This window comes from Stieleria varia (assembly GCF_038443385.1).
Classification (GTDB): domain Bacteria; phylum Planctomycetota; class Planctomycetia; order Pirellulales; family Pirellulaceae; genus Stieleria; species Stieleria varia.
Genome location: NZ_CP151726.1, coordinates 8,514,607 through 8,540,669, shown reverse-complemented (window position 1 = coordinate 8,540,669; position 26,063 = coordinate 8,514,607). Strand labels below are relative to the sequence as shown.

Below are 26,063 nucleotides of genomic sequence, written 5' to 3'. Positions count from 1 at the left end.
GTTCGCTAGTGGTTGCGCGGGCACGATGGCGTGCCGACGGTACCAGCGAGTGGCGAAACCTTGCAAGAGAGGAACTTTTCCGATGCATGACCGTCCAAGGTCGCTGGAATTTCGGTCAGGCGGTATGCTCCGTACAATCCCCCCACTGCAACCAGAATCGCGTCCCGGACGCGTTTTACGTTGCGAAACCACACGCTCGGACTACACTCCGAACCACGTATTTGCGCATTTGCCGCAAATACTCCAGCTTATCAAATCGCTCCTTCCGCACAGAAATATGGGTGGGTGAGTCGTCGGCGTTTGTTCTCCGCGCTCAGTTCACCTGACTGGTTGCCCTCCGTGGCAGATAGACGAGGCCCCTGGATGACGCTCCGCAAACCTTCGCCCTCTCGTAAACGTTTGTTCGCTCAAGGCACCGCACGGCGGGTGAGCCAAGATCGATTGCGACGCTCCCGATTGGAGAAGCGAAGATCACTGGTTGAGAATTTGGAAACCCGGCAGTTGCTTGCTGGTCCGGAGCTCGTGGGCGTACAGCCCAATGAGGGAGCATTGCTCAACGACGGCACGGTTTTGAACGTGACGCCACGCGAGTTGGTGTTCCAGTTCGACGACAATTCGATCTTGGATCCTGACACGTTGTCCGCGATTCGGATCACGCGTGCTGGCGAGGACGGCGTCTTTGAGTCTGCATCGGCGAGCAGCGATGTCGGCACGGGCGGCGCGGCGTTGGTGGAGTTTCGCGCGATTCAGACAGGAAGTTTGGGCAACGGCATCACCGTCAATTTTGAGTCATCCTTTCGCCAGAACTCATCGGTTCCCGTCGTCACGGTCAACGGCCGGACGGTCACGATCAGTGTCAACAGCAACACCCAGCGTCCGAGCACGGTGGGCGGATTGATTTCTGCGGTTGCCAATCATCCCGAAGCGAGCGGGTTGATCGAAGTGATCCAAGTCAGCGGAGCCGGATTGACTCAAATCAGTGCCGCTCAGGTGGCGGGCGAGTCGTTGGTGCTCAGTGGTGCCAACGCTGCGCAAGCGGTCACGGACTTTGGGTCCAATGGTGCGGTGCGTGCGAGGTTTGTATCTCAGATTCCGGGCGAGGATGGTCGCGGGATCGAGTTGCGATTTGAGCAGCGTAACTTTGGTGCAACGGCGAACCCGGTCATCGTGGTGACTGATCAGGTGATCCGGATTCAGCTCAACAGTTTCGCGGCCGACCCGACCAATGTCCGAGATTTGATCGACGCGATCAACAACAACCCACAAGCGTCCTTGCTGGTCGAAGCATCGCTTCAGGAAGGAGACGAAACATTCGGCATCGGTGCGTTGTCGACTGCCTATTCGCCGTTGACACTCAGCGGTGTGAGTGATGTCGTGGTGACTCCGGGATTTGTCGGCTTGGGTGATACGGCACGGGAGGTCATCTTCCGATTCAAGGAGCCGTTGCCCGACGACATCTACCAGATCGACATCTTGGGTACCGGTCAATTTGCGTTGCGAAACGAGGCGGGTGAAGCGTTCCAAGATGGCACCGACTTGACACGCCGTTTCTTGATCAATCTGGGCACGCAAGTCGCTGCGGTGGTGCCTGAGCCGATTCGTCGAAATCCCGATGGGACGTTGAGTCCTGAAACGGGCAAGATCGAAGTCCACTTCAACGATGACGAACTCAATGCAACGCTGGCGCAAGATCCCAGTTTCTATCAGCTGATCTTTACCAACGACACGGCGGACAACACGGACGACACGATCATTCGTCCGACGTCGGTGGTGTACAGCAACATCACCAACATTGCGACGCTGAACTTTTCGCGGCCACTGTCACGGATTCCTGATCCGAACGACACCAATGTTCCCCCGCGGTTCTTGCCCGGCGCGGCGCGTTTGCGAATCGGTACGAGAGAAAACTTGCCGGCGCGGCCGACCGAAGTGAATTTGGTGCTCAATCAGAACAATGTGGTCGAGCCCGGCGACAGTTTCGGCACCGCGTTCAATCTGAACAGCCAATGGAGTACCTCCAACGCCACGACGACGCGTTCGGCTCGATTGACCAGCGAGATTGTCAATCGTACGAGTTACGGTTTGGACTTGCCCGGCCCCAACGTCGACGGCGTCCGAGAGATTCGCCCGGAAGACATCGGGCGTTTGGACCGCACGGTTCCATTGGACTATGTCCGAGGCGGTCCGGACACCATCGATGGGATCTCGGTCATTCAGTATGACTTTGCCCCGTCCTATCTCGGTGACGATCCCTCGCGTCCTGGAATCGTCAACGACACGACGTATTTCAATATCATCAGTGAAGAGCAGAAGGTTCGGGTTCGCGAGGCGATTCAGCTGTTCAGCGAATACCTCGGCGTGACGTTTGTCGAAGTCGATGGGGAGCCGACCAGCGACGCATACTTCACATTCTCCGTCGGCGATTTGTACGGTGGCGACCCTGGTGCCTTCAGCGGTGACGGCGGCGTCGCGGTGGTGACGGGCGATCGCGATGGCGACGGCATTGACGACTTGGCCGTGATGGACTTCCAGGACTTTGACGAGTCCATCGACGACCAGTTCGGCGGTGAGTTCTTTCGCGGGGCGATGTTCGCTGTGGGACAGTTGCTCGGATACGGCTATGCCAATGACTTGCCTCAACCGGTGACCCAGAGCACGAACTTCATTTTCACTCCCGGTACGGACAACGAGCCCGCGTATCCAAGTATCGCTGACATCCTGCATGGCCAGTACTTGTATCGTCCCGAGAGTCTGGACATCGACATGTATCGATTCACGGTCGACACGGCTGGTGAATTGAATGTGGAAACGATTGCGGAGCGTTTGGGTAGCCCAAGTTTGCTGGACAGCCATTTGAGGCTTTATCGCGCGGACGGGACAGGCTCGTTCGTTGAGCTTGCGCAGAACGATGACTATTTCAGCAATGACTCGCTGATTCGTATTCGGGTGCAACCCGGTGAGTACATGATCGGCGTCAGTGCCAAGGGAAATGACGAGTACGATCCCACGATTCCGGGTACCGGTTTTGGCGGATTGTCCGAGGGTGCCTATGAGTTGCGTGTCGAGTTCACGCCCGACACAGCGGACTTCATCACCGACACAACCGGCGTTCCCCTGGATGGTGACAGTGACGGCCGACCCGGTGGCGACTTTGATTTCTGGTTCGTCCCGGCAGATCCCAACAACACCTTGTACGTTGACAAGGCTGCGGTGTCGGTGCCCGGCGGTTTGATTGGGACGGTAGGAAACCCATATCGCGAAATCGATCAAGCCATTGCAGCGGCCCAGCCCGGAGACACGATCCGCGTGGTGGGCAACGGCGGTCTGGATGGCAAGCTGGAAACGCCTGCCGACAATTTCAGCTACCAAATCGGATTCACCAACAACGCGTTGCCTTTAGCCGACGGTACGACGTTGGATTTGCCTCAAGGCGTGCACATGGTGATCGATTCCGGTGCGGTGTTGAAATTCAATCGTGCCCGCGTGGGCGTCGGCAGCGTTTCACCGCTGATCGATTTGAGCGATTCATCGTTGCAAGTGTTGGGAACGCCTTCGATCGTTTCCAACAACGGTTTACCGATACGCGACGCGGCCAACGCGATCATCCCTGGTAGCGTTTATTTCACCAGCATCAACGACGATACCGTCGGTGCGGGTAATGTTTCGCAGTTCACGCCCGCGCCGCGGCCCGGTGATTGGGGTGGAATCGATTTCCGTGGAGATTTGGACACTGCCGACGAGTTGCGACGCAATCGAGAGAACGAAGCCGTTTTCTTGAATCACTTGCAGTACGCAGACATGCGATACGGTGGTGGAGCGGTTTCGATCGGTGGCCAGCAGGTGGTGATTTCGCCGGTCGAAATGTCGATCACACGACCAACGATCATCAACACGGACATCAGAAATAGTGCGGACGCGGCGATGGCAGCGACTCCGGACACGTTTGCCGAGACCCGTTTCACCGACAATCAGTTCCAGAGCGTCAGTCCGTTCACACCGGACTACACACGAATCGGTCCAGAGATCCACGGCAACACCGTGATCGACAACTCGATCAACGGTTTGTTCATACGGCTCTCCACACGTAGTGGTCAGTCATTGGAAACCGTCAGCAAGAATGCACGGTTTGACGACACCGACATTGCGCACGTATTGACGGAAAACTTGGTGATCGATGGATCGCCGGGCGGACCGATCATTCAGTCCGATGCGCCGTCATCGTTCCTGATTCGAACGACTCCGACCACCAACGGCAATGTTGCACCGGGGACCTACGTTTACCGATTGACGAATGTCAGTTCCGATGGTTTGGAATCGGCGGCCAGCCAGCCGACCGTGACCGCGACCTTGACCAGCACGGGCGCGATTCAGTTGACTCAGTTGCCCGCGGTTGCTCAAAACAGCGGGTTCGTTTCCCGTCGTTTGTATCGCGCGTTGGTCGATCCAGCGACTCAATTGCCTGGCGAGTATCGACTGGTGTCGCAGCTCAATGCCAGCAGCACCAGTTTTGTCGATCGCGTGGCAATCGGCACGCTGTTGTTGAACGACAACGCAAACGTGTTGCGTAGTCGGCTCGATGCGAGCCTGGTGATCGATCCAGGAACGGTCCTGAAAATCGACGGCGCGCGAATCGAAGCTCGCTTCGGGGCGAACTTCAAAGCCGAAGGTTCACCCTCCCTGCCGATCGTGATCACCGGATTGGAAGACCAGCGTTACGGCGGCAGCGGCACGTTTGATACCAATGATCGAGGCGAGTTCGGCGAAATCAACCCCGGTGACTGGGGCGGTTTGTACATCGGCCAAGGTGCATCGGCCAGTTTGGACAATGCGGTGATCGCCGGTGGTGGCGGTACAACGCGTGTCGAAGGCGGATTTGCTGCGTTCAATGCGATCGAGGTTCATCAAGCGGACTTGCGGCTGACAAACAGCCGTTTGGAGCAAAACGGCAGCGGTCGGTTCGCCGACGGGACTCAGAACGGCACACGTGTCGGTCGTGACGACAATGCACCGGGGACCGTGTTCGTGCGAGCTTCGCAGCCGATCATCGTGGACAACGATTTCTTGACCGGAACGGCGGAAGCTTTGTCGTTCGACGTCAACTCGCTGAGTCTGGGCGAAGTGGTCGACCATGGCCGCTCGATCGGTCAGATCGATTTGTTTGAGGTCTCGGGCAACTCGGGGCCATTGATTCAAGAAAACACGATGACGGGCAACGCCATCAACGGCATGACGGTCCGCGGCGGTCAACTGACAACTGAAGGCGTGTGGGACGACGTCGACGTGGTGCACGTCGTGACGGAAACCATTGAAGTCCCCAACCAGCACATCTACGGCGGATTGCGTTTGGAAAGTGACGCGCGCGGTAGTTTGGTGGTCAAGTTCCTCTCGGGTGACGAGCCGGCCAGTATCGTCGTGGGCGGAAATCTCTTGGGCTCTGGAGATCAGCTACGAGACATCCCCGATCGGATTGGCGGATCGTTGCAGATCATGGGTCACGCGGATTTCCCTGTCGTGTTGACCACCTTGGCGGACGATGCGTCCGGGGCCGGTTTCGATATCAATGGTCGTCCACAACTGGACACGAACAACGATGGATTGCAAGACGCGGGAATCGAATCCCAGCAGACCGGCGGCGGATTCATTCGCTTGCCCACCGGACCGGAAGTCAACAACGGAACGACCATCGACAACGACGTGGACCCCAACACGCCCGGATTCTTTGAAGCCACTGTCGGTGACGGAAATGAATTGGGAATCGGTGACTCCGATGTGACGGTCACGGACTCGGTTACTGGGCAAGCGTTGCTCGCTCAAGATTTGATCTTCTCGTACAACACATTCATCACCGCCAATGGCGCCACCTTGCCCCTGAGCGGGACGAACATCACTCAGGCCGCGACATTGATTGCCGATGATGTCGTCGAGAGTCGCGGGTTCTTTCAGGGAGCCAACGGCTCGGTCACTTGGATCGCCACGTCAACCTTCATGGATGGCGTACCGATTCTGTTCACCTCGCTGGAATTTGGTGTTCCCGTTGGCGGAAACGGACTCGGTGATATCCAAGTTGCGTCGTATCTGGATGAAGACGTCAATCTGCCGAACGATGACCTGATGTTCATCACGGGAACGCCGGGTGCTGCCGACTTCCGTGTGTTCACGATTGACGGTGTCGAAGGAATCGGTTTTTCGCAAGGCGGTTATTACACCAACGATGGTGTCAATCAGATCAATGCGACTTACCTGGGATGGGCAGCCGACCAATTCAACGACCTGCAAACCGCCATCCTTGCCGGCAACCAAGCCTTCTCAGTGCCAGGTACGATCGACTTGGTCGATTTGCCGGCCACCGCAGATCCGATTTTTGGGACCATCTGGGGACCCAACGATGTCACCACGGCACTGGCATGGAGTGTTGATCCAGACGCGACGACGGCACGCGTGACCAGTTTCCTGGAATTGATTGCGGAGGATCCGACCTCCACTCCTGCAGGATCAGAAATCGCATCGGGACTTTGGGAAGGTGTGATCATTCGCGAAGGTGCCGATGATCGCAATGTGGCAGCGTTCACCGAAACCGAGCCTGTTCGCACGACGGTCTTTGACTCCAATTCGATCCCCAGTCAGTCTCAGTTCCTGGGAGAGTTGGCACCACGTGAGCAAGCGGGGGACGAAAATCGTCGACTCGGCTTTGTCGTCGACGGAACGATCAGCACACGCACCGACGTGGATGTCTACTCGTTCATCGCCGAGAGCGGAACAGAGGTTTGGTTTGACATCGATGGTACGGCCCAAAGCTTGGACTCGGTCATCGAGTTGGTGGATGCAAACGGTCTTGTCTTGGCCGCATCCAACGATTCAATCCTCGCCGAAACCAATTCGGCGGCTATTTACTCGGACTCACGAATCGATCCAGACGCGGCGCGTCCCTTGTCGGTGGTCGAACAGCGTGTGGTCACTCAGCGTTTGACCATCAGCGAATCGATCGTTGATGCGACCGGTGGAAATTTGACCATCAGCATTGATGGCGCTGAGCCAGAGGACGCCGTTTTGATTCCCGTCAGCGTCTTCTTGGCGGATCCGGCCGAAGCAATCGAGCGGGCGCTGGACAGCTTTGCGCAAGAGTTGGGAGTAGTGAATGTCACCTTGCAACGACGGATCGAGCGAACCTATGGTCCCAACGGAACGACCGTTCTGGCGGCGGGTGGTGCATTTGTCTTGGACGTTCGTTTTGACGATCGATTCTTTGTCGGCAGACAACCGGCGGATATCCAGCTCTCCAGCGTTGGTGTGTTCGGCACGACGGTGACGACGTCAACCACTGCGGTATTGCTCAACTCGCAATTGCAAGACGTTTACTCGACGAACGCGAAAGACGCGGGGATGCGAGTTCGTTTGCCGGGTGAAACAGGCACGCGAAATCTGTATCACATTCGTGTCCGCAGTAGCAACACAGCCAATCCGTTGGATTTCAACACCCTGGTGTTCGGTGACCCCGCAAACGACATTGAGATTTTTGACGGTTTGACCAAGGGATCGTATCAACTGCAGGTTCGATTGCGTGAAGCGGACGAATCGGCCGGTACCCAGGTGAAATTGGCAGACATCCGTTATGCGACCAACGGTTTGCAAATCATCGGACAGCCGTTCCACTCGCCCTTGACCGGTGAGGAGTACGAGACCTCGCAAACCAACGATCTGTTGGCCGATGCGCAGGCACTGGGTTACTTCGGAACGGCCGACGACGCGACTTCGCTCGACGTGGGGCCACTGCAAAGTGACCGATTGGCCAAATCGATTGCGGGCGTGATCGACAGTTCGACCGATGTGGACTGGTATCGGTTCGAAATTCGGTATGACGACGTTGTTGACTCACCTGAGTATTTCTCGACGGTGTTCGACTTGGACTACGCGTCAAACTTTGCGCGTAGCAACGTCGCACTGCACGTCTTCAATGCCGCCGGCGAATTGATCTTTACCGGAGACGACAGCAACATCGCGGACGACCTGCCCAGCGATGCGGCGAGCAACGAAACCGGCGATCTGGGACGCGGCAGCGCGGGCACCGAAGACCCCTATATCGGGACGGTGGAACTGCGTGAGGGCACGTACTTCATGGCCATTTCCAATGCATCGCAACTGCCTCAGCCATTGGACCAGTATTTCAATCGAAACTCGGCCAATCCGTTGCTCCGATTGGAGCCGATTCAAGCGCTCAATCGCATCGCAAGTCAGGACGATTTCAGCGATGGGCAAATTCTGCCACCGAGTGTGGAAACGGTCCTGTTCGACAGTAGTTCAATTGAACAGTATTCGTTCGACGATGTGTTGCTGTACGTGAACACGGGGTCCGACCTATTCATCGTCAATCCGTTCACCGGCGAAAGTTATGGTCGCGTGGGCAGTTTTCAAGACGAGATCAATGACATTGCGTTCCGTAGCAATGGCGAGCTGTTCGGTTACACCGACTACTTCCAAAGTCCTCCCGGGGACAATCAGTGGAGCTACGCCCGCATCGGCACCGGTGATGCGTTGGTCACTGAGATCAGTGTCGGTGGCGGCATTCAAACACGCCACGACACCGTCGGCGATATTGACATCATCCTGGATAACTTCAGTGACGACGGCTTGTCGGTGGAAGCGATCGCGATTCGAGAGTTCCAGGGTTCCGAAGATGGTTTCCTGGTGGGCAATCGTCCGATCGATCGTACCGGTGCGATCGGTGGCTTGGAGTACTACCAAAACATTCTGTACGAGTTCGATGAGGTGACCGGTGACATCATCGGTCCGACATATGACTTGGACGAGCGATTCGCCGGAGCGGGAACGACACGTCGCGAAATTGGCCAGATCAATACCGTCGCTCCACCCACTGCGGCGGCACGTCAGTTGGGGATTTCCGATGCAACGGAAGTCAACATCAATGGGTTGGCTACCGCGACCATCGTTGACGGTGATGCTTTCACGTTGGATGACGGAACGAACACATTCACCTTCGAGTTCGACCAGGGATTCACGCTGACCGCTAACGGCGGAACGATCTTGGACGAAGACTCCATCGTGATCAACAATGCGTTTGTATTTGAGTTCAATGTCGGCGCAGCGATTTCGATCGATGAAGCCTTCCCGGGCGGAAACTTGCAGTCTGGCGATACACTCAGTATCACCGGTTCGAACTCCGTTGTGACGACGTTCCAGTTCCTCGGTGAAGGCGACACGGCAGCCGTCGGTAACATTGGCGTGCGTATCGAGGACCAGTTGCAGACCCCGTTGCCGGCCGCGACGATCGCAGCAAATCTTGTCGGCTTGATCAACACCAACGTCGCCGACGCCGATGCGATTCTCAATGGTACGACCATTGAGTTTGGTGAACTGGTCGGGCAGATCGGCTCTACCGGGCTCGGTGTGACGGTGCTTGGAAACAATGGCATCAGCAATTCGAACGCCATTGGAGTGCAGATCGGACGAACCACCGATCCAGAGGTCATCATCGATGCTCTGGCTGAAGCGATGCGAAGCGTGGGTGTCGTCGTCTCCGCTGCGGGCAATCAATTGTCATTGCCCGAGCGAGCCGGTTTGGTGGGCAGCACGAGTGCGGCAGAGTTCTCAGCCGGTATCACGCTCAGTGGAGCCCCTGGTGTGGCCACCGATAACATCCGCATCGGTTTATTGCCCACCGATTCGGCCGCCGTCATCGCGCAACGGATCTCCGATGCCGTGGATGCCGCGACCGGTGGCAACATTACCGCGACCCCGCAAGGCCGTTCGTTGCAGATTGTGGGTGCCGATATCGTGGGCACCACTGCAAACTTGACCGCGGGCGGTGTGCCAACTGGTGGATTTGTACGAGGTGTCGAGATTATCAATGATCAGCTCTACGCGCTCACCGATACGGGTGGATTGTTCCGCGTTTCGACACAGGAATTGAACACCAATGGCAATCGTCAGGTCGGTACGTACGTGGCTCGATCGACGGACCTAGTCGGAATCAACTTCTCTGGTCTGCGTGCCGGACCGACCAGTATTGATGGTGCCGCGTATCGTGATTTGCTGTTCGGAACAACGAGTTCCGGAGAGATTTATGCGTTCAACACGTTCGGCGAATTACAACCGGTTTTTGCCGGCGGTCGATCATCGATCAGCACCGGAATCGGTGGCACATTGGGCTTGGACTTCAGTACCTTGGACTACAGCCTTTGGCACACAACCGGTCGCCGGGGCGGAGACCCAGGCCATACCGGTGGGCCCACCAACTCGATCGCTTTCAACTACGAGGGCAGCGCGTTCTCCGGCAACTACGCATCCAATGCGGAACAGCCTGTCCGTTTGAATCCCAACGGTGTGGTGATCAATCCACGGTTGGACGGCGAAGGAGTGTTTGGCACGTACAACTTCCCTGGTGGTGCCAAGGGAGTTCTCAATAGCAATGAGTTCAGCTTGGAGGATTATGCTGCTGCTGACGAGCCAGTGCTGTATTTCAACTACTTCCTCAACACCGACGGTGTCGACTCCGAGCCGTTTGACCAGGATTTGTTCGCGGAAGACCAGGACAACTTGCGAGTTTATGTGGTTCAGTCCGATGGAACGGCTCACCTGTTGGCATCCAACAATGCCGCCCGCGGTCTTGGCTTAGGTGATGACGAATTCGATGATCCGATTCCGCAGGCCGATGGGACGTATCTGGACGATGTCGATATCAAGGTCCAGCAGTTGTTCGACAACACGGGGACGTGGCGTCAAGCACGAGTGGAACTGGGTGATTTTGCCGGACAAAAAGGTCTGACGCTGCGTGTGGAATATTCCACCGGTGGTACGACGCAAACAACATCGCCAACATTGCGAGCTGTTTCTCCAGACAATCTGATTGACGGGGCTGCGTTTGTCGTCGGCGGTCAACGATTCGAAGTCGACTTGGCACCGAGCATTTCTTTGCCAAGCGGCAGCCAGTTGCGTGCGGCCTATGACGCGGTGGCCATCCCCGCAACGTTCACCATCGATGGGCAGACTTACGTGCTCAACGACGGGACCTTTGTCGTTGGCCCCAACGAAATCTCGGTCGATCTGTTACCGCAAATCGGAGCGACACCGGCTGACTTGAGCGCATTGACGGCGGCCGATATCGCAACGATCGTCGAAGCGACGGTGCGTGGCAATCTGCCGCCGGCGGCAGTGATCGGTCAGTTGGGAGTCGATTTCATCGACCTACCAGCCAGCAGTGGAACCAACGATTTCATTTACGAGGCAACGCCGCTGAATTATCCCGGTGGTGACGCAATCATCTCCGGCAACGGTCAGTTGGAGGGGTTCCCGGGAACCGGATTCTCGGATGTCGATTTGTACCGATTGAACGTCACTCGTGGTACGGTCATCCAGGTCGACACGGACTTCGACGGCAACCCGGTGCTTGGCCCGTTGGTGCGTTTCTTTGATGAGGAAGGCAACGTGTTGGCCAGCGTCGACGACACGATCAGGGACGTCTCGGAATTCACGGCAACCTTTGACGGCCCGGTGTTGGTTGGTCTGAGTGCGCGAAACAATGACGACTACGATCCACGGTTCCTCGGCACCCGCGCCGTGGGCGTCACGTTGGGGTATTCGTTGGTCGTCAATGTAGACACACCGGATGCAGTGACTCGCCAAGAGAATTTGGTGGAGTTCTTTGGCTCGTCGGTGGTCACGGTCGGTCAGCCCGGATTGCCGACCGATCCAGCCTTGTTGCTCGTAGAAGGCACTCGCCCCATTTCTGGTGTCGGTGTTCCCATCAGCATCGGGATGACCACTCAAGAAGTCGCCGTCGAAATTCAACGTGCAATCGCCAATCGATTCACCGATGGAAAGCTCAGCGATATTCCGCAAATTGGGCTGTCGGTCAGGCTGCCCGACCTGACCTTGGATGACGCGGGAATCTTTGCCGACGAGTCCGATCGTTACGGCGATCAATTCGGTGGCGGCGTCCTGGCAGGGGCCCGCGACAACAACTCCGAAGGAGTATTCCTGGATGACTTTATCATCGGTTTTGCCGAACGCGGTGAGATGGCGACAGGGTCTAATGTGGTTTCAGGAGCGTTCATCTCCAACGACAACCCGTTGACTCCGGTGCCCAATGATCCGGTTAGCTCTTTGCAGACGGGAACGTATCAAGTCGAGATCCGTGATGCGAGCGAGTATTACGACACCTCGATCGTGCCGGTGCTAGTGCCACCTGATCAATTCCGAACCTTTGATACCAATGAGCGTCTGGTTGCCGGTCGCACGATCGTGGCCAATTCAGCCGCTAATTTGCAGGACGGATTGACGTTCTCTATCAACGACGGACGAAGCGAAGTCGAGTTTGAGTTTGATCTGGTCGAGAGCAATACCGGTATCACGCCAGGACGCGTAGGAATTCCGTACACGATGTTGCAAGTTCGACCAGGGACCGAGCAGTTGGACTTTGAGGGCACACCTATCCCGGGTACTGCAATCATCGAGGCTCAGTCGGCAACCGATGTGGCCAGGGCGATCGCAGACGCGATCAATCGATCGGACGTCAGGGCCGTATTGGACGTCCGCGCTTTGCTCAATAGTGGTGTAGATGCCGTCACCGATGCCCGAGTCAACTTGTTCGGAAACGTGGTGGTGGTGGATCAGCAGCAATCACTTGCTGCGGTGGAAGAGACCCGACTGCGTGGCGACGAGAATCGCCAACGGGATAGCCAGGGCATCATTCTGGTCGAAAACACCCGATTCCTGTTCAATGAAACTTACGGCGTCAACATCAATCAGAATCTGACCGCGAATGTCGCCGGTCAAGTCACATCGACCGCTTTGCGATACCCACGTAATCTTGTCGAGTTGAATGTCGATTCGTTGAAGCCGGGCGTGGTGATTCAGAGCAATGTGTTCGCGTACAACGGTGTGGGCGGACTGCAGATCGAAGGTATCGATCCCGCAGCGAACGAAACGCTGTCCGATCCGGTTTCTTACGAGCGAGTCGTCAACAACACGTTTGTCGGCGGCACGATCACTCCTGGTACGGAATCCCCTTCCGAAACCTTCAATGGAGTGTTATTCGATCAAGGGATTCTTTCGTTCGCCGACCGCGTGGTCAGTTATCAACCCAATGCGGACGGGTCGCCCCCGACCGCGATCCATCAGACGCCGAATTCGGCATTGGGTGCTCCGGACAGCAACAACCGAGGGGCAGAACCCGTTGACGGTCAGTTTGCCGTTTCGTTGGGACTGGGCGGAACTCTGACACTGGAATTTACCGACAATCTGCTGACCGGTAGCGGTGACTCCCAAGCTGACTTGATTGTGTTCGAGACCGGGACGATTGAGTCGGTGTTGGTGGAAATCAGCCGCGACGGCGTTTCGTTCTTTGATGTCGGAATCCTCGGTGGTCTGACGAATCAACTGGACATTGATGCGTTCGGATTTGGTCCCGAAGACCGGTTCGCCTTCGTTCGCTTGACCGATTTGCGTCAAGACCAACTCAGCCCGGGGGCAGCCGCAGGTGCGGACATCGATGCGGTGGGTGCACTGAGCAGTGTGCCTGTCGATCGATATGTCGCAGGCGGAGTCGGCATCAATGTGACCGGCAACGCTGCTCCGACGTTGATGAACAACGTCATCGCCAACAGCGAAACGGCGGTTCAATTGGAGCCAGGTACCGTGGGCACCGTTTTGGGTGCAAATACTTACTATCGCAACACGGCGAACGTCGCCGGAGCAGCGTTGGGTAATTTCTCCGAGATCGTCAATCCGTCGGAAGCCTTGTTCGCCAGTGCGACCGAGTCCGTGTTTGTCCCCGCTGCGGGTTCATCCATCATCGACAGCTCGATCGACTCGTTGCCGGAACGTTTCAGCCTGACCACGGTTCGCAATCCGTTGAACATTCCGCCGTCGCCCGTGTTGGCACCACGCTTTGACGTCAACGGTCAGCTTCGTGTCGACGATCCTCTCGTCGAGCCACCAAGCGGACTTGGCGAACGAGTGTTCAAAGACCGCGGTGCATCGGATCGGGGCGATTTGACGGGGCCGCGTGTGACGTTGTTGCAGCCATACGCACCAGGAATCGGTTTGGGGGCGGGACTTGCTACGGTCCTGGGGGCGGCACCGCAAGCGTTCGAGATACAGTTGGTCGACGGTATCGCGCCGGCGGATGTGACTCCGGGTACCGGTGTGGATGACAATACGGTCACCAGCAGCTCGCTGGTGGTGTTCAAGGACACGATTCCATTGGTGGAGGGCGTCGACTATCGCTTTGGTTACAACCCGAGCACCAATACCATCCGCTTGACACCCATCGCGGGCGTCTGGGAACCCGATTCGACTTATACCATTCGCATGGTCGATTCGACGGATGCGATCGTTGCCGCTGTCGATGGTGTGGATTACACCGATGCCGATCGACTAATCATTCGTGACTCCAACGGCGATTCGACTTCGTTTGAATACGAAACAGGGATCATCATCGATGTCAGCACGACGTTGGTGGGTGACGTGGCCGATGGAAACACGATCACAGTGTTTGATGGTTCCGTAGAACGCGTGTTTGAGCTGGACTCCAACAGCAATTTCTCGGCTCAGAACACGCAAGTCGTCATTGATCCGTCCGCCAATGCAACGCAGATTGCGCAAGCATTGGCTGCGGCGATCAACGCCGATGTCACACTGGATTTCATCGCTACGGCATCGCAGGGACGAGTGCAATTGACACCGTCGATTGCTGCTCCGATCGCGATCACGAGCATTCCTTCTGGAACGTTGTTCAATGGGAATGATGCCGCTGATGGCTACACGGTCACGTTGTTCGATGGTTCCAGCAAGCGGACTTTTGAGTTGGATTCAAACAACTCAACCACTGGCACCAATGTTCGCGTGCCGGTCCCGCCGTTCGCCAGCCAAGCCGTGCTCGCGCAAACCTTGGTTAATGCAATCAATGCGGAGCCAGGATTCGACTTGGCCGCCAGCATCGCTGGAAATCGAATCCAGTTAGCGGCTCCGCCTGCAATCGATATCGGTTCGCTCCCAGCGGGTACGCTGTCCAACGGCAACGATCGGGCCGATGGCTACACGATCACATTGTTTGACGGTTCGGTGCAACGTACGTTTGAATTCGATTCGAATAACCTTGCATCGGGCTCCAATGTGCGAGTAGCGGTGAGTCCGTCTGCCACGGCGGCCCAATTGGCGGACGCATTGGCAGAGGCGATCAATGCCGATCCGACGTTCCGCTTGACCGCAGATGTTCTGGGAGGGCGAATCGTTTTGTCCGGCCCGACGGTTCTTTCCACGGTCACGTCCAGCACGGGCTTCATCAATGTTGTTGGCGAGATCGGCACACGAACGGGCTTTGGAATCCTGGTTCCGGCATTGTTGAACCTACCTGATCCGGCTGTCGTGGATGGTCAAACGTTTGTCGTCAGTCGGGGTGCCGTCACGGTTCGCACTTTTGAATTGGACAACGATGGGTTCCTGACGAGTTTGGACCCGAACGTGATTCCAGTCACGATTCCATTGGTGCCAACGCTGGACGATATTGCCGACGCAATCGTTCGAGCCGTGGGTGGATCGGGATTGGGGCTTGTTCCAGAGAACGCCGGATTTGGTCGTGTCTTCCTGGGTGGTGACATCAACTACTCGGTTGACCTAAGCAATTCGGCACTCATCGAGCTGGGCGTTCCAGGTGAGGAGCCAACCGTTCCGATCAATGTTCCGATCGATCAGGATGCGGAACAGATCGTCCAGATCATTAGCGACGCGATCGATACGGCTGCTCTGCCGGGCGTCAATACGAGCATCTTTGATGTGCGTGTGTTCCTCGAAGGCACCACGGGTGTGAGTGGTGTAGGAGCCGTAGAAGTCATCACGATTCGTGACGAAGTCGGAAATGAGTTGCAAAGCAACCAAGTCAATGGACGCACCGAATTGACCATATTCATCGGAACCGGCATGGACTATGGCGACGCTCCGGCTCCGTATGCTTCGCTTGCGGCGAACAACGGGCCTCGTCACGCCATCGACAATACGTTCTCGCTGGGTGTCACCGTGGATCCGGATCCGGATGCCCAGTTGCCCAACGTGGATGAGGATGACGGCGTTGTGTTGCCGTCGGTGTTCCAAGCCGGATTCACGTCGACCGTCGATATCTTGATCAACAACCAAAACGGACGCACATTCTACCTGGACGTGTGGTTTGACTGGGACCAAGACGGCGTCTTTGAAGAGAGCGAGCGGACCGGATTTGGTTCTGCCGATACGGGTCGAACACCACTGTTTGTTCTGCCGCTGTCGTCACAGGGCGAGATCGTCGTTCCGCCTTCTGCGGTCAACGGTGAGACCTACGCTCGGTTCCGTTTGAGCCAAGTTGCGGGGATGGGGCCAACCGGTGACGTGCCCGTGGGCGCACCGGCGTTTGGCGAGATCGAAGACTATCGTGTCTTTGTTTCCAACAACCCCTACCAAAACCCGACCAATCAGTTTGATGTGAACAACTCGGGTGCAACCACGCCGTTGGATGCGCTGCAGATCATCAACGCCTTGGCAGAGTATGGTGACCGCAGCATTCCGTTGTCCGGATCGAATGTGCCGACCTTTTTGCCACCGTTCCCCGATGTCAACGGGAACGCGGTGGTGACCGCCAATGACGCATTGGAGGTGCTCAATGAGTTGCGGCGGCTGCGACAAGCTGGTCAGCTTAACAACGAGCTGGTTGGTGACGGCTACGTCCAGGCGGCTCCCGGCGTGATGGCATCTGGTTTGACGGCTCTGGGAGATCGTCTGATCTCTGACGCGGTCAAGCAGCAAGAGGCCAAAACCGAGGAGTCGGTGCAAGAGGTTGCCACCCTGCCTGCGGAGACGGTTAGCAAGACAAGCGTGTTCGATTCGCCAGCCAGCATGCAGTTGGACTCACTGGTCGACACCTTGGCCGAAGACGCCGCCAGTCGCGATGAATCCGGCTCCGACGATGAAAATGGCGCCTTGGATGCCTTTTTCGCACAGTTGTAAGGATTTTCTGGACTCCAGGAATCGGAAAAAATGAAATGATCCCAGGCGACACTTTCGTCCGAAACGCATCTAAGCGATGCTCGGATCGTGTCGCCTGGCGTGACCGTTCTGCTTTTCTCGTGTTTGTGGAGTCGTAAATCGTGATGTGGCGTCCAGGTAATCGCAAAGCGACAGGTCGCAGAGAATCCTTGGGCAAGCTGCGTTCAGCTCCCAAGGTTCGTCGCGGTCTTGCCGCCGAGCGTCTGGAGAGCCGTCAGATGATGGCAGCGGACTCCATCGGCGTCACGCCGCTCAATACGGCCGAGTTCCTGCTAGGAAAAGTCGTCGTTACCCCGGTCTTTTTTGAGTCGGACGGTTCGGTCGAGCCGAGCACGGAAGACTGGACGGTCAATGAGACCGAAGATGAGATCGGCGAAGTGCTTGCAAAGATCTCCGACGGTGTGAACTGGTGGAGCGATTTTCTGGATGCCCAAAACACGGTGCATTCACTCGAGTTCATCATTGACGACACCTACGCACGAGATCCCTTTGAGACGGGAATCGAGCCGATCGCCAATCCCAGCCATCGTTATTCGGATTATGTCGCCGACTTTTTGATCGAGCGGGATTTCGACGATGCGCCTTCGATCGAACGCGCCGTACAGATTTTCAACGATCAACAACGCCAGCGATACGATGCCGATTGGGCATTTACGATCTTTGTCGTGGATTCGTCCAATGATGGCGATGGATTTTTCGAAGGCGGTGGTGCTTTTTCGGGAGCATTCGCGTTCGCCGGTGGTTTCTACATGATCAGCCCCTCGACGCGGGAGGCGAGTACCTTTGCTCATGAAATGGGACATATTTTCTGGGCTCACGACGAGTATCCCGGGGGGGCCAGTTGGACCGCTACACGTGGATACTACAACACTCAAAACCTCAATGCGGCTAACAATCCCACACCAGGATTTGTCCATGAGCTGAGCATCATGCGCAGTGGCACCATCGCTTCGGATGCCTTTGATGCCATGGTTTCCCCCGAAGTAACATTGGCAACGGTTGGATGGCAGGATAGCGATGGCGACGGCATCTTTGATGTGCTGGATGTGCCCTTGGATTGGGAGGCGGTCGGGTATTTTGACGCATCGCAATCGCAATACCATCTGACCGGGTCCGCCAGCGCGGTTCCCCTGCGGAATCTCAACTCATCGGGCATCCAAAGCGATATCACTCTGAATGAAATCAGCGAGATTCAGTATCGCCTCGATGAGGGCGTCTGGGTCACGGCCCAAGTTTTTGGCGAGCAACACGTCACTTTTGATTTGGTTGTTCCGATCACGACGCCATTTTCCACTATCCAGTGGCGTGCCATCGATCGCTCATCGCAGGTCACCAGCGAAGTCATCTCGGCGGCCGAGGATGAACACGCCTTTACAAGTGGCCTGGGAGGATTTGTATTCGAGGACACAGACGGAAGTGGTCAACGTGACGCCGGCGAATCGCTTTTGAGTGCCACGCAGGTGACGTTGCTCGCGGCCGACGGAAGTCCGCTTTTCGGTGGTTCTGTCCATGCGGAGGACTTGGCGGATATCGAGTTGTCACAACCGATCGCGGGTGCCAGTTTCTCAGCGGACGGCGTGACGCTCGATGGTCGCGTCGGAGTTTTTCCTTCGCCGACCGTGCCTGGGATACGATCCTTTCAAGCCTTTGACGGGCAACGAAACGGCTTCGTCGACCGCTGGTCGCAGTTTCAAACGCTGGACGTTTCGTTCGACGAAAGTGTAGGATTCTTTGAAGTTCACTTCACCGGATTAGCGACCGGTAGCTATGCGATGAAGGATGGCAGCTACGCAAGAGTCGAAGCCTTTGACAGCAATGGTGTCTCCTTGGGTCGACGCACAAGCGATATCGTTTTGGCTGGACAGACGGGTGCGTTGCGTTTTGATGATCCCGATGGCCGAATCGCCAGCGTGCGTGTGATGGGTCACGCTCAGACCGAAATTGTGTTGACGTCCGTGGATTTTGGATTTGATCACACGTTTGTCACCGATGCATTCGGCGCTTGGCACGGCATCGGTCTGCCCGACGGGGAATACTTGGCCGAGCTGACAGCCGAGAACTTGATTCATCAATGGCCAGCCGGACCGGTTGCCGTTCAGGTGCAGCAAGGTGCTGTCAATATCGTCGCCGCAGGTGCGACGCGCGTCGATAGTCCTCGGCACAACACCCAGACCCCCGAAGACGTCAATGGTGACCAGATCGTCACGGCTTTGGATGCCTTGAACATCATCAATGACTTGGCCGCCGGCGGCGGTGCACGGATTCTAGGAGCCGATGAGGCCACTGGCGTTGCAGTGGATGTCAATAACGACGGTCGAGTCTCGGCGCTGGATGCGTTGCTGGTCGTGAACGCTCTGCAGGATTCGCGAGACTCCGAAGGCGAAGGCGAATTGCCGGCTGGGTTCTTGAGCATTCCCGAAAACACAGCCGTACGGCGTCAGATCACTGAAGATGTATTGACACATGAGTCAAATTGGGAGGTTTGGGGGCCTGGTGCGTCCGATTCAGATGCGAGAATGTTCAACTCTGCGGGTCCTGCACAAAGCATCAAAAGTAATCCCTTGTTGGCAACCGATACCGATTCTCAGGTTCACAACGAGCCGAGGGGCAACCGTCGCGAATCTGAATTAACGTTCGAGAAATTCGAAAAAAACAATTTTGGCGTTGAAATTTCGGGGTTTTTGGGCCGCGAAATCGTCACTGAGATTCGTCCAAATCCTTAGGAATTCTCGGAACTTTACAACGATTAACCGGTCTAAAGGGCCGAACAACGCGAACCTGAAAACTGATACCGCCTGAAATGTTGATAAACCGGGCGGATGAGATAAGATAGGGCCACTACTCAGGATGGTGAGGCTGAATGTCGTTCAGACGGATCCTCTTCGTCCCCTACCGGAGGGGTGTGTTCTCTTCCGCAGCTCCATACTGAACGCCACCGGCAACCCCACGTTCTACTGCATCATACCGGGATAACAGATGAAAAATCTGCGTCACTTGCTTCGTCGTCCCCGACTGCTCCGCGCCTCATCGCGTCCGACAACGAAGCCGCAACGCGTCACCCAATCGCGTCGCCTGACCACTCAAGCGTTAGAGAAGCGAGAGTTGTTAGCCGGCGATGTCGGCAGCTATCTCGCCGCTCACAATTACATTGACCGGTACGACGTCAATCAGGATTTCCAGATCACCGCAGCGGATGCATTGGCGGTGGTCAATCGACTGGCGGAAGATTCCAAAGCGGGTCAGTTGGGCGCTCTGATCGGCGACGGCTACTCCGGGGTGATGGGTGATGTCAACTCGGACAATCGCATCACAGCTTTGGATGCGTTGAACGTCATCGATGCTTTGGCCGCTGGTGAGCAGATTGGCGAGATCGTTGAACTGCAATTGCGGGCATTGACGTTAAACGATCAGGAACTCGACACGGACTCCAGCGGTGCGATCGAGGTCGGTAGCGAAATCAATTTGAACGAACCGTTTAAGTTGGAGATCAGCTACAACGACTTGCGTCGTTTCTCCGAACGTCTTGGCGTGTTCCAGATGTTTGTCGACATCGGTGTCAGTTCCGGCGGAAACTTGCAGCCTTTCCTGAAGGAAGCACAGGAGTTGCGATTTGGCGACGAGTTGGCCAACGTGACTTCGGGAGACTTTACCATCCAACTGGAGACCGGTGGTCCGACGGCAACCGTGACTGCCAACGATTTTGTTTTTGGTAATCCGAACACAGCGATTCGCAATGCGTTGGTGGAGTTGGGGTACACCGCGAATCAATTCACCGTCAACACGGAAGCCTTCGGAACAAATGGTGACGGTTTCCGAGTCATCATTCAGTACACCGACGATGCGTTTGGTAACGACGACGTGCCGGACTTGATCGTCAATCAGAATTTCAACACGGCTGTGACCTACAGCTTTGTCGAGCTGTCGCCGACCGACTCCAGTGCAGCGGTTCAGAAGGCGTTGTTCATCAACAGCATTGACTTCCTCAGCCGTACGTTCAACAACAACTCGCCGTTCTACAACACGTTGCCAGATGGTTCATTTGACTCGACCACCGGATTCGATGAAGTCGGTGGCCTTGGTCGAATCCCATCGGGTGGTGGCGGTATTCCTGAGTTGTCCAACGATGGCCAATTGAACTTGCCGTTCGATGCGTTCAGCTTGCCCGTCATCTTGACTCAAGCGATTCCAGCCGGTCAGAGCTTGGTGGCCGATGTCAACCCAGGTGAAAGCCTGGAGAATCTGCTGGTGTTTGGTGGAGGAGAAGTTCCGGCGGACATGATCCTGGTCGACGAAGACGCTTCGGTGACGTTTGTGTCTCCTGGCGCGGTGAACAATCCGCCGACCGTCACCGGTGCCGTCACCAAGAGCTTTTCAGAGAACGCCGGCAATCAGGTTGTTGATTTGCTGGAGGGTGCATCGGACCCAGAAGGCGATGCCTTGACCGTTTTGAATCTGGTTTCCAATCCAGCCAGCCCGGCAGGCATCACTGTCAACGGAACGACCGTGACGGTGAATCCCGCTGCCTACGCCAGCTTGAACAACGGTGAATCAGAGGTCATTACCTTCACCTATCAGATCAGCGACAGCGTCAACCAGCCGATCAGTCAGACCGCGACGGTCACGATCACGGGTGTGACTCAAAACACCGCACCAACGGTCTCTGGTCCGGCCACGATCACGCGTACAGAGGACGATCAGCCGACCTTCCTCAACTTGTTGGTCAATGCGACGGATGCCGAAGGTGACACACTGAGTGTCGTTGGAACCCCGACGGTGAACGTCATCTCCGGAACCGCTGACGGGATCACCTTCGACGCGGCCAATAACCGGTTGAACATCACGCCTCAGGCTCAGGGGGCTCTGAATACTGGACAGCAATCCATTGTCTCGTACACCTACCAGATTACAGACGGCAGCTTGACGGCTAACACCAGTGCGACCGTGACGATCACCGGTATCACCGATGTCGTCAACAACAACCCGCCCGTGGTGACCGGTCCGGTCACTGGAGCCTTTACCGAAGACGATGCCAACGGCACCGTCAATCTGCTGGCCAATGCCTCTGACCCCGACGGTGACACGCTCAGTGCGTCGACACCAGTGCTTCGAACCGGAGGAGATGCCTCGGGGATCACGTTTGATGCGGTGAACAATCGTCTCAATGTGACTCCATCTGCTTACAACTCACTTGCGGCATCCGAGTCTGCACAGGCGATCTACGATTACTCGATCTCAGACGGTAACGGCGGCAACGTTGCCACGTCCGTGACCGTTACCATCACGGGCGTGAATGACGCACCGACGGTCACGGGAGTCATCACGCGAACGCTGACCGAAAACGATGCGGCGACCACCGTCCCGATGTTGACCGGTGCTTCCGACGTGGACACGAGTGACGTACTCAACGTGACCGGCGTTTCGATCACTAGCGATACGATGAGCGGCGTCAGCGTGACGGGAACCACGATCAATGTGAATCCCGCCGCCTACGATTCGCTCAACCAAGGTCAGCAAGCCAACATCGTTGTCAGCTACACCATCATCGACGGCAACGGCGGCAGTGTTGCTCAGACCGCCAACATCACGATCCAAGGTCGAGACGAAGTCGGCACGAACAATCCTCCCGTTACCTCCGGTGTGATCACTCGTACGACCAACGAGGACGCTGGTTCCTTTACAGTTGATCTGCGAGAGAACGTCTCCGACCCAGATGGTGATACTCTCAACGTGGTCGCCCCGGTGAATTTGACCGGCAACACCGCAGGTGCTGCCGTCAATGGCAACATCCTCACCATCACACCGTCGGCCTACGGTTCGTTGAATCAAGGACAACAAGCTACCGTTACAGCAACATACACGGTGACCGATGGAAACGGTGGCAATGTCAGCCAGACGGTAACCGTCACCATCGACGGTCGAGACGAAGTGTCCACGAACAACCCACCGGTTGTTGCGGCTCCGATCACCCGAACACTTAGCGAGGATGACGCCTCGGTTGTTCTTTCATTGTTGACCGGGGCATCCGACCCGGATGGCGACACACTGTCCGTCGCCAACGTCACCACGACCGGCGACACGTCAGGCGTGGTGGTCAATGGCAACAACGTGAACATCAATCCAAACGCCTACAACGCATTGTTCGCCGGCGAGACCAGTGTGATCACGATCAGTTACAACGTCGTTGATGGCAACGGCGGTAGCGTGGCTCAAACGGCCACTATCACGATCACCGGTGCAAACGAGACAGGCGTGCCCGGATCGACGATCTCCGGTGACCTCTACATCGATCACATCGAGAATCTGCACGAAGTCATCGCCGGCGGGACACCGTTCCGCAATGGCGTGAAAGACGCAGACGAGTCGGGTCTCTCGGGAGTGGTTGTCACTCTGTTCTCGGCCCCCACGTCAAACGATAGCGGTGCTGCGATCAACCTGACCGTGCTCAGCGATCTGGATGGACATTATGAATTCACCAACCTGCCGCCGGGAACGTACACGGTGTCCGTTGAGAGCCCCGAGTCAGTGATGATCGTGGGCAGCACCAGCAGCCAAGTGGTCATCGGTGGATCAGGTGGTCAAAACGCCAGCGGCGTGTCGATTGGTGCCCTCGGATTCCAAGGTTCGATGCAAAATCTGGACATCTTGGCATTGCCCTATCTGCGAGCCAACATCCCCACTAGTGCGATCAGCGACGGTGGCCGCGAAGGCGGTTCGGTCAGCTTGGACGCCAGCGGAAATCAGACCCTGTTTGTGGCCGGGGAAGGCTACGAGGGGATTCGCTTTGCTGAGCTGACGCTTAATGCGGCCCAGGACGCAGCCTTGCTGACCATCGTCGAGATGGATGGCACGGTGAAGACCGCACGCTTGGATGAAACCAAGTTCGTTCTCAATCAAAACGGCAGTGCCGTCCGCTTCTTCGGTGGCATGGAAGATTTCGACTTCGCCACCGACGTCGATGAATTGATTGAACAAGAGTTCGCGAACTACCGCAACGCAGTGGATCAACTGCTCGCCGGGATGTAATACGAGTTCGTTCTAGAACACGAAACATGAAACGCCGATGCCAACGCATCGGCGTTTTTTGTTTGCCCAGTGTCCCGCATGTTGATTAGCATGACCTAACGAAAAGGAAACTGTGAGGTCTGGATTATTCATTAGCCGCAGCGAGATAGAGAGCGTCATCCGCTTAGGCTGGTTGCGTTATCAAACGCTGGGTGGTGCCATAGGCCCTGAGCCGCCGGGCGATAGCCCCCGGTTCTGTGCGCACACCCAATCGTGGCGGAACCGGACGCTATCGCGTGGCGGCTGATCTGCGCAGACTTTTTTCTTTTTGTTAAGGGGACACGGCAGATCTCACGCATGTTCTCGTGAAGCCGGCTCGAGCTGGCTGGATTGAACACGAAAACACGAGACTTTCCGATGATCCGCTCCTTCATAGCACCCGTCGCCTTGACCGTCTGCTGTCTGCTTTGCTCGTCGGTTTTTGCCGGCATCCCCGGCAGCCTGCCACAGACCGCCGCCGTTTACCGAGATCTCGCCGGACTGAAATCCGAGTGCGATCGGACGATTCAGATGGCCGTTCAGCTTCGTGAAGCCACTCGCAGTGCACGAAAGAGCGTGGATCAGTCGATCGACGTGACCAAGGCGATCAACGCGATGGACAAACGTTTGGTCAAGCTGATTGACAGGCTCAAGCCTTATGCATCGGTCCCCAAGGTACGCACGGTTGCACGGACGCTCTCGAAAAACCTGCAACGCATTCAAACTCAACTCCACAGCCTGCGCCTCAAGACGGACCGCTGTGAACAAGAAGTGCTTCGTCCCACCCAAAAACGCTTGCAGGATCTGGAACAGTCTCTCGCCGGCGCCGAGCACAAGCTCCGCGGGCTCAAACGAGACATCGACGAAAAAATGACGCAACTGGATCAAGCCGCTCAGGTCGCACAGCACACGCAATTCACTCGCCAAGTACTTGAGTCGACAGCACAAACGTTGCGACAGGCGACCTCTGTCACACTCAACGCTGTTCGTCAAACCCGCCAGCAGATGGATGGTGTGGGGTACAAATTACAATCGCTGAATCAATACGCCTCTAAGTTTCGAACGGTAGGCAACTCGTTGAACGACATGGATCGCAAGATGCGTACGCCGGAGGAAATGGTCGCGAAATTGGACCAAGCGATCGGGAAGCGATTGACGATCAAGATCCCGTTCTCCAAGAAGTCGGTGAGCTTCACGATCCGTCAGATTCTGGAGAAGCCAGGTGAAGTCATGAACGTGGTTTTGAAGCCGCTGGAGAAGTTGGCCGACGGAATCTTGCAACCGATTCTTGGCAAGATGAACCTGGAAATCCAGTCCCCCAAGGGGTTGCAGGAGCTTGAGCAACAACTCGCGTCATTGGGCAGCTTTCAAGTCACGCTGGGTTCTGTCTGCGACGGCCTTGTACGTCAACTGGGCACGCGGATCGATCAGGAAATCGCTCGGCTCAGAGCCGTTCGAATCACAATTCCGACGACGCCCCGTCTGACCCAACGGCAACGAGACTTGGAGCCCGTGGTGCAGCCCGTCGAACAACCGATCGCAAAGGACAAGCCCGCCAAGCGAACTCAACCCGCGATGTTCATCACGTTTGGTCCTTGAGCGAGCCACGACGCGTCAGAGCACGTTCAGCTCAAAATAGTCGCGTTTCAGAACGTTTGACGCTGTCATGATTCTGAGCCACAGGTCGTCGGGCCGCTGGTTGTCAGGGCATGGGTTTTACGCACTGAAAAGAATGCTCGACGGGGTGCAAGACCCGGCCGCCTACGCTTCACGTCGTATGATCGAGCCACGCGTTTCTTTCCCGTCACGTTTTCTTTCCGTAGTGAATTGACATTGGCAAGATCTCGACTGATTCGGTGATTGCGGATCACATGAGGCGACACACATCCGAGCACCAAGGCAATGAGAGGTAAACAGCGAGTCCGTCCTTGGTCATTCTTCTGTCCACCTAACAGCAGGCGATATGCGGTCGGCGGTGAGCGTCTCCACCACAG

Annotated in this window: 4 protein-coding genes; all 4 read left to right on the top strand. The window is 56.4% G+C overall.

All coding sequences use genetic code 11. The annotated features are described in order from the left end of the window. Positions 1-363 precede the first annotated feature (363 nt). The 4 genes from Pla52nx_RS28850 (at position 364) to Pla52nx_RS28835 (ending at position 25,668) form a co-directional block, all read left to right on the top strand. Positions 364-16,989, top strand: coding sequence for a GEVED domain-containing protein (locus tag Pla52nx_RS28850; protein WP_146521411.1), 16,626 nt, complete (start codon positions 364-366; stop codon positions 16,987-16,989). Positions 16,990-17,132: 143 nt separating this feature from the next. Further along, positions 17,133-19,751, top strand: coding sequence for a dockerin type I domain-containing protein (locus Pla52nx_RS28845; protein WP_231742220.1), 2,619 nt, complete (start codon positions 17,133-17,135; stop codon positions 19,749-19,751). 253 nt (positions 19,752-20,004) lie between these two features. Next, positions 20,005-24,051 (top strand): cadherin-like domain-containing protein, encoded by a 4,047-nt coding sequence (locus Pla52nx_RS28840; protein WP_146521410.1) that lies wholly within the window; start codon positions 20,005-20,007, stop codon positions 24,049-24,051. Between the two features lie 396 nt (positions 24,052-24,447). Beyond that, positions 24,448-25,668, top strand: a complete 1,221-nt coding sequence (locus Pla52nx_RS28835) for a hypothetical protein (RefSeq protein WP_146521409.1) — start codon at positions 24,448-24,450, stop codon at positions 25,666-25,668. Positions 25,669-26,063: the final 395 nt, after the last annotated feature.

Bases quoted from the DNA above. Each gene is read 5' to 3' on its own strand.
- Pla52nx_RS28835 (WP_146521409.1), top strand. From the start codon at position 24,448: ATGATCCGCTCCTTCATAGCACCCGTCGCCTTGACCGTCTGCTGTCTG.
- Pla52nx_RS28845 (WP_231742220.1), top strand. From the start codon at position 17,133: ATGTGGCGTCCAGGTAATCGCAAAGCGACAGGTCGCAGAGAATCCTTG.
- Pla52nx_RS28840 (WP_146521410.1), top strand. From the start codon at position 20,005: ATGAAAAATCTGCGTCACTTGCTTCGTCGTCCCCGACTGCTCCGCGCC.
- Pla52nx_RS28850 (WP_146521411.1), top strand. From the start codon at position 364: ATGACGCTCCGCAAACCTTCGCCCTCTCGTAAACGTTTGTTCGCTCAA.